Genomic DNA, 9,801 nt, shown 5'->3' with positions numbered 1-9,801 from the left:
TCGGGTTAGAAGCCGAATCGCCACTCACGACCGACTGGACCCACGCTCGACCGCCACCCTGATCGCTGAGGAGCGACGTGAAGCAGGTAGTGCAGAACTACAAGAGCGGGGAGCTGGCGCTCCTCGACGTCGAAGTGCCCGCGTGCAAACCGGGGGGTGTGCTGGTCCGCACCGCCTATTCGCTGATCTCCACCGGCACCGAGATGATGAAGGTGTCCGAGGCGAGCCTTTCGCTGGTGGGCAAGGCGAAGGCCCGGCCGGATCAGGTCGCGAAGGTGATGCAGAGCGTCGCGACGAACGGGCTCGGCGCCACGTACCGCAAGGCGATGAACAAACTCGACTCGTACACGCCACTGGGGTACTCGCTGTGCGGCGTCGTCGAGGAGGTCGGCGCGGGCATCGACGACGTCGCCGTCGGGGATTACGTGGCGTGCGCGGGGAACGAGCACGCGCTGCACGCGGAGCTGAACTGGGTGCCCAAGAACCTGTACTCCAAGGTGCCCGACGGCGTCGACCCTCGGCACGCCGCGTTCGGCACGGTCGGCTCGATCGCGATGCAGGGGGTCCGCCAGGGCGAACCGCAGATCGGTGACATCGCGCTGGTCATCGGGCTCGGCCTGATCGGCCAGTTGGTCGTGCAGCTGCTGGTCGCCTCCGGGGTCCGTGTGGTCGGTGTCGACCCGGACCCGGCGCGCTGCGAGCTCGCCGAACGACTCGGGGCGCTGAAATGCGGTGATCCCGGGTCGGGCGTCATCGACACCGCGGTCGCGGAGATCAGCTCCGGGCACGGCGTCGACCAGGTGTACCTCGCCGCGGGCGGCAGCACGAACGAGCCGGTGGAGCTGGCCGCGAAGCTGGCCCGCGACCGCGGCCGGGTGATCGACATCGGCAAGTGCTCGCTGAATCTGCCGTGGAACGCCTACTACGAGAAGGAACTCGACGTCCGGTTCTCCCGTTCGTACGGCCCCGGTCGCTACGACCCGGAGTACGAACTCGAAGGCCGCGACTACCCGATCGGCCAGGTCCGCTGGACCGAGCGCCGCAATCTCGAATGCGTCGTCGACCTGATGGGCAGCGGCCGTCTCGACGTCGAGCCGCTGATCTCGCATGTCTCGGCCTTCTCCGACGCCGTCGAGACGTACCGGAAGCTCAACGAGGGCGAGCTCAAGGCCGTCGCGGTGCTGTTCGAGTACGAGAAGCGCGCCGCTACCACCACCGAGCACGTCACCTCGGTCGCCCTCCCGAAGACGGTGACTTCGCGCGCGGTGCCGAAGCCCGACAGCCTGCGGATCGGTTTCATCGGCGCCGGCAACTACGCGTCCTCGATGCTTCTCCCGCATCTCGTGGAGATGGAGTACCTCGACCTCTTCGAAGTCGTCACCACGTCCGCGCTCTCGGGCGCGAACGCCAAGCGCAAGTTCGGCTTCGCCCGCGCCTCCACCGACGTCGACGCGATGCTCGAAGACTCCTCGATCGACGCCGTGTTCATCGTGACCAGGCACAGCTCGCACGCCGAGCTGACCAGGAGGGCGCTGCTCGCGGGCAAGGCGGTCTTCGTCGAGAAGCCGCTCGCGCTGTCGGAGAAGGAACTCGAGGTCGTGCTCGGCGCGATCGAGGAATCCGGCAACGACCGGCTGCAGGTCGGCTTCAACCGCCGGTTCGCCCCGCTGCTGAACGAGTCGGTGCGCCAGTTCGGCCCGCGGATCGGCCCGGCTTCCGTGCGCTACCTGGTCAACGCCGGGCAGCTCGACGCGACCAGCTGGTACAACCAGGCCGACAGTGAGGGCTCGCGGTTCGCCGGCGAGGGCGGGCATTTCATCGACACGGTCAGCTGGCTGCTGGGCTCCGACCCGGTCTCCGTCTACGCCACCGCGACGCCCGGGCACCAGGACCTCCAGATCCTGCTGCGCTATCCGGACGGCTCGACGGCGTCGATCGCGTACACCACCAACGGTTCGTCGGCGTTCCCCAAGGAAACGATCGATCTCACCGCCGACGGCAAGGTGCTGAAATTCGACGACTTCGCGCGCGCGTCGGTGTTCGGCCGCAAGAAGTGGGCCAGCTCCCGCATCCCCAAGGGCCGGGACAAGGGGCAGGCCGCCGAACTCGAAGCGTTCGTCGACGCGCTGACCACCGGTGTCGCGATGCCGGTCTCGGTCGAGTCGCTCGTTTCGACGACGCTGGCCACGCTCGCGGTCAACCGCAGCCTGGAGACCGGCGCCGTGGTGCGGATCGGCACGGAGGGACTCGGCTGATGGATCCGTCCTGGTATCTGCGAAGACTGTCGCGGATGGGGCCCGCCGAGATCGCCGGCCGGGTCACCGACGTCGTGCGCAAACGCCAGTGGCGCGGGGTCGCGGGGGAGAAGCCCGCCTGGCTGCCGGATCGCCGGTTCGTGACGGTGCCCGGTGAAGACGTCCTCGCCGCCGTTTCGGGTGAAGCAGTGAAGGATCTGCTCGTCACCGCCGACCGGCTGATGGACGGGCGCGCGGAGTACTTCGGCGTCGAGCGGGACGACCTCGTCGCCCCGGACTGGTCGTACGACCCGAAGACCGGCCGCCGCGCACCGTCCGATGTGTACTCCTTCGACATCCCGTACCGGAACGAGGACGCCGTCGGCGACATCAAGCAGATCTGGGAGCCGTCGCGGCACCAGCACCTCACCGTGCTGGCCGCCGCGTACGCCCTGACCGGTGAGGACCGGTACGCCGAGCGCGTCGCCGCGCACCTGAAGTCGTGGTGGGCGGCCAATCCGCCGATGCGCGGGGTGCACTGGGTCAGCGGGATCGAACTCGGTATCCGGCTGCTGTCGTGGGTGTGGGTCCGGCGCCTGCTCGACGGCTGGGCGCAGGCGCCGTCGCTATTCGAGGACAACCCCGTGGCCCTCGGCCAGATCTGGCACCACCAGCGCTGGCTGGCGGCGTTCCCGAGCCGGGGTTCGTCGGCGAACAACCACGTGATCGCCGAGGACGCGGGACAGCTCGCCGCGGCCTGTGCGTTCGCCTGGTTCCCGGAATCCGCCGCATGGCGGGACACGGCGCTCGCGTCGCTCGACAAGATGTTGCGGCACAACACCTTCGACTCCGGTCTGAACCGGGAACTCGCCACCGAGTACCACGGGCTCGTCCTGGAACTGGGCCTCGCCGGGGCGCTGGAGGCGAAGGCCGCCGGGGTCGCGGTGCCCGAGTCGACCTGGCTCGTGCTGCTTCGGATGACCGACGCTCTGGCGTCCATTGTGGACAACCGGCTGCGCCCGCCGAGGCAGGGTGACGCGGACGATGGTTTCGGCCTCATCGTCGACGGTGAGGACACCGGTCGCTGGACCTCGCTGCTCGACACCGGGTCCGTCCTTTTCGGACGGTTGGACTGGTGGCCGGAGACCCCGGGCGGGGACATCCGCACGCAGCTCTTCTCCGCGCTGGCCAAGGACATCCGGGTCGGCGCGCGGCGTCCGGTGCGGCGGCGGGACGACTTCGCCGACGCCGGGATGACCATCCTGCGGGACGGCGGGATCTGGTGCCGCTGTGACGGCGGGCCGCACGGCTTCCTGTCCATCGCCGCCCACGCCCACGCGGACGCGCTCTCGGTGGAGGTCCGGCACGACGGCGTCGACATCCTCGCCGACCCCGGGACCTACTGCTACCACGGCGAACCGAAGTGGCGGTCGTACTTCCGGTCCACGGCCGGGCACAACACGCTCGAACTCTCCCGCGCCGACCAGTCGGTCTCCGGCGGTCCGTTCCTGTGGACGAAACACGCCGTCACCACCGTGATCGCCGCGGGAACGCCGTCGCGCTGGAGCGCGGAGCACGACGGCTACGCGCCGTCCGTCCACCGGCGTTCGGTGGAGCTGGAAGGCACTGGACTGCGGATTCTCGACGAGGTCCGCGGTGGCGAGGCACAGCACTGCCGTCTCGCGTTCCACTTCGGGCCTCTGGTCGAGGTCTCGCTTTCCGGCGGGACGGCGACACTGTCCTGGACCGTCGACGGCGAGGCCCGTACGGCTTCGTTCGAGCTGCCGCCGGAGCTGGGCTGGTCGGCGCATCGCGGCGAGACCACCCCGCCGATGGGCTGGTACTCGGCCGGATTCGGCCGTCGCGAGCCGTCGTGGACCCTGCTCGGCAGCGGAACCGCCGTCGACGGAGCCACGTTCACCAGTGTGCTCACCTTCGAACCCGGTAACGAGGATCCCCCATTGTGATCGCACGACCGCACCGCCTACGCCGGGCAGCGCTTCTGGTGCTGCTCGGCTCGCTGACGCTCACCGCCTGCACCACCCCGGCCGAAGAGCTTGGACCGGATCCGGCCAAGGCGCCGTCCGGTGCGCTCGCGCAGGTGTGCGACAAGCTGCCGGAGGGTCCGGCGGAAGCGCCGGCGGGGGCGGTGAAGATCGACCCGGCGGTGCCGGGCGACCTCGCGGCGAAGACGCGGTCGAGTCCGGCCGGGACGACGTTCTGGCTGGAACCGGGGACGCACAAACTCGGCGACGACCGCTACGACCAGGTCAATCCGAAGCCGGGAAACGTCTACGTGGGTGGTCCGAAGGCTGTCCTCGACGGCCGGAAGATCAACCAGTACGCCTTCGCGGGGGACGCCGCCGACGTCAAGATCCGGAATCTGACCGTGCAGGGCTTCGCCGCGCCGCACGACGAAGGCGTGGTCAACCACGATTCGGCCGACGGATGGGTCATCGAGCACAGCGCCGTCCAGGACAACGACGGCGCGGCGCTGATGGCGGGTGCGCGGCAGCAGGTCCGGGGCAACTGCCTGCGGCGCAACGGCCAGTACGGGATGAACGCCTACGCGCAGGACGGTGGCATCACCGGTCTCGTCGTCGAGGGCAACGAGATCACCGGCAACAACACCGGCGACTGGGAAAGCAAGATCGACGGCTGTGGCTGCTCCGGAGGAATCAAGTTCTGGGCGGTCGACGGCGCCGACATCGTCGGCAATTGGGTGCACGACAACCGCGGCGTCGGGCTGTGGGCCGACACGAACAACAACGACTTCCGCGTCGCGGGCAACGTCATCGAGAACAACGACGGCTCCGCGCTGATGTACGAAACCAGCTACAACGCCGTGATCAGCGGCAACACCATCCGCCGCAACAACCGGGTGGACGGCAAGCGCTACATCGACCGCGGCGACAGCTTCCCGGTGGCGTCGATCTACGTGTCCGAATCCGGCGGCGAGCCGAGGGTGAAGGCGCGCACGGACAAGCTGGAGATCTCCGGGAACACGTTCGAGAACAACTGGAACGGCGTCACCCTGTGGGAGAACTCCGACCGGTTCTGCAACAGTCCGGCCAACACCTCGTCCGGCTCCTGCACGCGGCTGGTGCCCGAGCAGGCGAAATGCGCGCTGCCCGGGATCGCGGGCGGGCCGCTGAACGGCGACTGCCGCTGGAAGACCCAGCGCGTCGAGATCCACCACAACCGGTTCGTGCTCGACCCGGCCGTCGCCGGCTGCGAAGAGAGCTGCGCACGGATGGCGATGCTCGCGAACTTCGGCACGTTCCCGGACTGGTCGCCGTACAAGGGCGAGGTCGTCCAGCAGGCGATCACCTTCGACCAGGGCAACCGCCTCTACGACAACGTCTACTCCGGGCCGTGGAACTTCGTGGCGTTCGAACCGAGCCGGGTCCTGGGCTTCGGTGAATGGCAGGGCGCGCCCTACAAACAGGACCAGGGCAGCAAACTCACCCGTGCGGGAGGTGGCTGACATGCTCGATCCCGCGGTCCGGGCCGAACCGTCGATCCGCACGGGGATGCCCAAGGCGGTCGGCGTCGCCTGGACACTGTTGATCATCAACACCTTGGGCTCGACAGGGGCGAAGACGCTCATCCCGTTGCCGCGTTCGGTCAGCCAGCTGATCACCATGGGCGCGCTGGGCGCCGCGTTCGTGATCGCGCTCGCCCTGAACGCCCGGCTGCGGATCAGGCCGAGCGCCTATCTCTTCCTGCTCACCCTGCTGCTGGTGCTGAGCGTGGTCTCCAGCCTGAACCTGGAAGGCGGGTTCGGCGCGCTGTTCCGCTGCTTCCGGTTCGCCCTCTTCCTCAGCACCCTGTGGCTGCTGACACGGTGGTGGAACGGCGGTCTCGACCTCGTTCGCACGCATATCCGCGCCTACGGCGTGGTGCTGGTGACGGTGGTGATCGGGCTCGCGCTCGGCCCGGGTAACGCGATGCCGTTCGAGTACGGCGGACGGCTCACCGGAACGCTGTGGCCGCTGACCCCGCCGCAGGTCGGCCAGTACGCGGCCGTCGTCATCGGCCTGACGACGCTGTTGTGGCTCGGCGGGAAACTGGAGCGGAAGCACGCGCTGGTCGTCATCGTCCCGGCGTTCGGGATCCTGCTGCTGACCCACACCCGCACCGCGATGCTCGGCCTGGTGGCCGGGACCGTGGTGGCGTTGATGTCGCAGTGGATGTCCAGCGCTCGCGCGCGCAAGGTGTTCACCTGGCTGGTACTCGTCGGGGTGTTCTGCGCGGTGGCGCTGAGCGGGCTCCTCCAGACCTGGTTCCTGCGGGGACAGTCCGAGGAGAACTTCTCCAGCCTCACCGGCCGCGCGAAGGTGTGGGACGCGCTGCTCGACGCGCCGCGGACAACGCTCGAATACCTGTTCGGTGTCGGGCTGACCGACAAGTCCTACGACGGGCTTCCGATCGACAGCAGCTGGCTCGCCGTCTACCACGAGCAGGGCTACGTCGGGATCGCGATCGTGGCGGCGTTCCTGCTCGTGCTGGTGGTGGTCGCGGTGCTGCGGCCGCCGTCGCCCGCCAGGGCTTGCGCGATCTTCCTGATCACCTACTGTCTTTCCGCCTCCTACACCGAGGCGGGCCTCGGCGACGCGTCGCCGTACCTGCTGCACTTGGCGCTGGCCGCGTCGCTGCTGGTGCGTGTGCCCGCCGAAGAACCCGAGTTCGTCAAGGAGCCCGTGTGAAGGTTCTCGTGATCCACAATCGGTACCGATCCGAGCAGCCGAGTGGCGAGAACAACGTCGTCGACCAGGAGACCGCGTTGCTGGCCGAGGCCGGGCACGAGGTCGGCCTGTTCGAGCGGCGCAGCGACGACATCGCCGAGATGTCGCTGCCGCGCAAGGCCGTCGTCCCGCTGCGGGTGCCGTGGAACCGGGCCGTGCGCGCGGAACTGGCGCGGCGACTGGCCGACGATCGGCCGGATGTCGTCCACGTCCACAACACGTTCCCGCTGCTGTCACCCTCCGTGCTGGCCGCGTGTGCCGACGCCGGGGTCCCGACGGTCGCGACCGTGCACAACTACACCCTGATCTGCCCGCCCGGGACGCTGTACCGCGAGGGCTACATCTGCACCGACTGCGTGGGACGCAAGCCGATCCCGGCGGTGCGGCACGGGTGCTACCGTGGTTCGGGGCCGGCCACCGTGCCGATGGCGGCGAGCATGATGCTGAACCGGAACCGCTGGTGGACCGGGGTTTCGCGGTTCTTCTGCATCTCGAAGGCCCAGCGCGAGATCCTGATCGCCGCCGGGATGCCCGCCGAACGGCTCGCGGTGAAGTACAACTACGTCACCGACCCTGGCAAGACGCGCAAGGGCGCGGGGGAGCATCTGCTGTTCCTCGGCCGGATCACCGAGGAAAAAGGCATCGGTCTGCTGATGAAGGCGTGGGATCGGTTCGTCGCGGCGGGTGGCCCGGTGCCGCCGCTGGTGATCGCCGGCACCGGCCCGATGCAGGACGAGGTCGCGCGCTGGGCCCACGGCCGAGACGATGTCCGCTACGTCGGGCTTCAGTCCAAAGCGGAGTGTCAAGACCTCATCGTCCGCTCGAACGCCGTCATCGCCCCGTCCGAATGGCTGGAGGCGTTCGGACTCGTCGTGGTCGAGGCGATGGCCGCCGGTGTCCCCACCGTCGCCGCGGCCCACGGCGCCTTCCGCGAACTCGTCGAAGACGGCGTCACCGGCCTGCTGCACGAACCCGGGGACGCCGAATCGCTCGCGGCGCGGCTACGGGAGATCGTCGGCGACGCCGAACGGAACCAGGAAATGGGCTGGGCGGCACGGCTGGTGTACGAACAGGAGTTCACCCCGAAGGTCGGCCTCGAACGGCTCGTCGGCGGCTATCAGGCTGCGATCGACGCGTGATCACCGGTCCGCCCGCGCTCCCGCCGCGGGCGCGGATCCCACTCTGGACGCTGGGCGCCTTCGGCTTCGTCGTCGCCCTCGTCCTCGGCCTCCGCTACGCCGGGACTTCCCACACCGCCGGCCTCGACGCCCTGGTGTTGCCGGTGGTCGACCGAGTGCAAGGCCCGCTCTGGTACGTGGCGACCGCCATCGACTTCGCGGGAGAACCGGTGGGCGCGATCGTCGTGATGGCGCTGTTCGGCTGGGTGTGCGTGCGGCACCGGCGGCCGCGGACGGCGATCCTGCTGGTGGCCGCCTCCGGGGTGACGGTGGCGCTGACCACCGGCCTGAAACCCCTGACCGGCAGGCTGATCCACGGCGAATTCCTCTCCTACCCGAGCGGTCACACGGCTTTCGCGGTCACCGTGGCCGCTGTCGTCGCGCTGTTGGTGATCGATGTGCGGGGTCTTGGAACTGCCGGCGGCGCTTTGGTGCTGGTGGGGTTGGTCGCGTTCTCGGGGCTCGCGATGGGGTGGGCGGAGGTGGCGTTGGGGGCGCACTATCCGACGGACACCTTCGGAGGGTTCGGGGTCGCTGTCGCGGTGGTGCCGGTGGTGGCGTGGGCGGTGGACCGGTTCACGCGGCGTGCTTGAGCACGACGTTCGGCCGCGGCCGGGCCTGCGCCGTCCGGAACGCGGCTTCCAGTTCGCGCTGGACCACCTCCGGCTCCGTGCGCAGGCGGGACGGCAGCGTCTGGAGCACGACGATCCCCGCGGCGACATAACGGGCGTTGCGCGCGACGGTGGCGCGATGGCCGTAGAGGCCGGCGTGGTGGCGGTGGGAATCTATCTCCCAGGCGAAGGCGATCTCGTCGCACCAGAAGTCCGGCGTGGCGATGTGGTTCCCGTGCGCGTCGAAGATCGGGACGTTCCAATGGCCAGGCGGGAGACCGGATCTTCGCCAGAGGCGCCATGCGTCGGCCTCGGCGACGGACCTCGCGCCCGCCGCGAGCGGAACGAGGGCCTTCCTGGGCAGAGCCGTTCCGTTTCGGCCTGCTTGGTCGAGTTCACGGGTGAGCAGGTCGGTGGTGCAGAAGCGGCGTTGGACGGACTCGGCCATCATCGCCTGGATCTCGTCTTCGTCGGTGAGCCTGCGGGCGGCGTCGATGACGGCTCGGGGGACGGGAGCCACCGGGAGTCCTCCGCGGAGGTGAGGGCGGGGTAGTCGTGTGGTGCGCTCGACGTGGACGAACCCCGTGGAAGCGATCCGGCGCTCTTCGGGAATGAGGACATGGACATCCTTCGCGGACGGGAGGTTTTCCAGCCCGTGGAGGCGTAAAGCCCCAAGGCCTGACAGGACCGACCCATCCCTGCCGTGCAACAGTGCCGCCCGAATTCGCTGTTCTTCGGTCGGCTGCCCCGTGTGAAGCAACACGACGCCCGGCAACAGGCGTTGCCAAGGACCGCCGGGAGCGCACCGACGTGAGATGGTCCGGCCTGGCACGCCGACAGCCTTCAGTTCCGCGCCACGCACCACATCGGCGCTGGTCAGCAAGGGATCGTCCGGCCAGGTTCCTCTTCGCACGAGCCCACAATGCGCTCGATCGCCGCCAAGATCCACTTTTTCTTCGTGTGACCGGAACTCTCATGCCGCCGCTTCATGATCAACGGAGGATCGGGGACGCTCAACGTCCCCCAACTG

General features: G+C 69.0%; 7 protein-coding genes. 6 read left to right on the top strand and 1 reads right to left on the bottom strand.

Annotated elements, in window-relative coordinates; genetic code table 11:
- The first annotated feature begins 77 nt into the window (after positions 1 to 77).
- From LCL61_RS41950 to LCL61_RS41925, 6 genes are read left to right on the top strand one after another with little or no spacing between them, the layout of a single operon-like run.
- Entirely contained in the window at positions 78 to 2,255 is a 2,178-nt protein-coding gene (locus LCL61_RS41950; protein ID WP_340684830.1) for a bi-domain-containing oxidoreductase, read from the top strand.
- Positions 2,255 to 4,201, top strand: coding sequence for an alginate lyase family protein (locus tag LCL61_RS41945; RefSeq protein WP_340684829.1), 1,947 nt, complete (start codon positions 2,255 to 2,257; stop codon positions 4,199 to 4,201). Before LCL61_RS41950 ends, LCL61_RS41945 begins: the two co-directional genes overlap by 1 nt.
- Positions 4,198 to 5,721 carry a right-handed parallel beta-helix repeat-containing protein gene (locus LCL61_RS41940; protein WP_340684828.1) on the top strand — a complete coding sequence of 508 codons (1,524 nt, stop codon included), beginning with the start codon at positions 4,198 to 4,200 and terminating at the stop codon, positions 5,719 to 5,721. The genes LCL61_RS41945 and LCL61_RS41940 overlap by 4 nt, the downstream gene beginning before the upstream one ends.
- 1 nt (position 5,722) lies before the next feature.
- Positions 5,723 to 6,943: an O-antigen ligase family protein gene (locus LCL61_RS41935; protein WP_340684827.1), complete on the top strand. Its 1,221-nt coding sequence runs from the start codon at positions 5,723 to 5,725 to the stop codon at positions 6,941 to 6,943.
- Positions 6,940 to 8,121: a glycosyltransferase family 4 protein gene (locus tag LCL61_RS41930; protein WP_340684826.1), complete on the top strand. Its 1,182-nt coding sequence runs from the start codon at positions 6,940 to 6,942 to the stop codon at positions 8,119 to 8,121. Before LCL61_RS41935 ends, LCL61_RS41930 begins: the two co-directional genes overlap by 4 nt.
- Positions 8,118 to 8,753, top strand: coding sequence for a phosphatase PAP2 family protein (locus tag LCL61_RS41925; protein ID WP_340684825.1), 636 nt, complete (start codon positions 8,118 to 8,120; stop codon positions 8,751 to 8,753). Before LCL61_RS41930 ends, LCL61_RS41925 begins: the two co-directional genes overlap by 4 nt.
- Here LCL61_RS41925 and LCL61_RS41920 read toward each other — a convergent pair.
- Positions 8,737 to 9,291: a hypothetical protein gene (locus LCL61_RS41920; protein WP_340684824.1), complete on the bottom strand. Its 555-nt coding sequence runs from the start codon at positions 9,289 to 9,291 to the stop codon at positions 8,737 to 8,739. The genes LCL61_RS41925 and LCL61_RS41920 overlap by 17 nt on opposite strands.
- Between the last annotated feature and the right edge of the window lie 510 nt (positions 9,292 to 9,801).

Source organism: Amycolatopsis coloradensis, assembly GCF_037997115.1.
Classification (GTDB): domain Bacteria; phylum Actinomycetota; class Actinomycetes; order Mycobacteriales; family Pseudonocardiaceae; genus Amycolatopsis; species Amycolatopsis coloradensis_A.
This window is presented reverse-complemented; position numbering and strand designations above follow the sequence as displayed.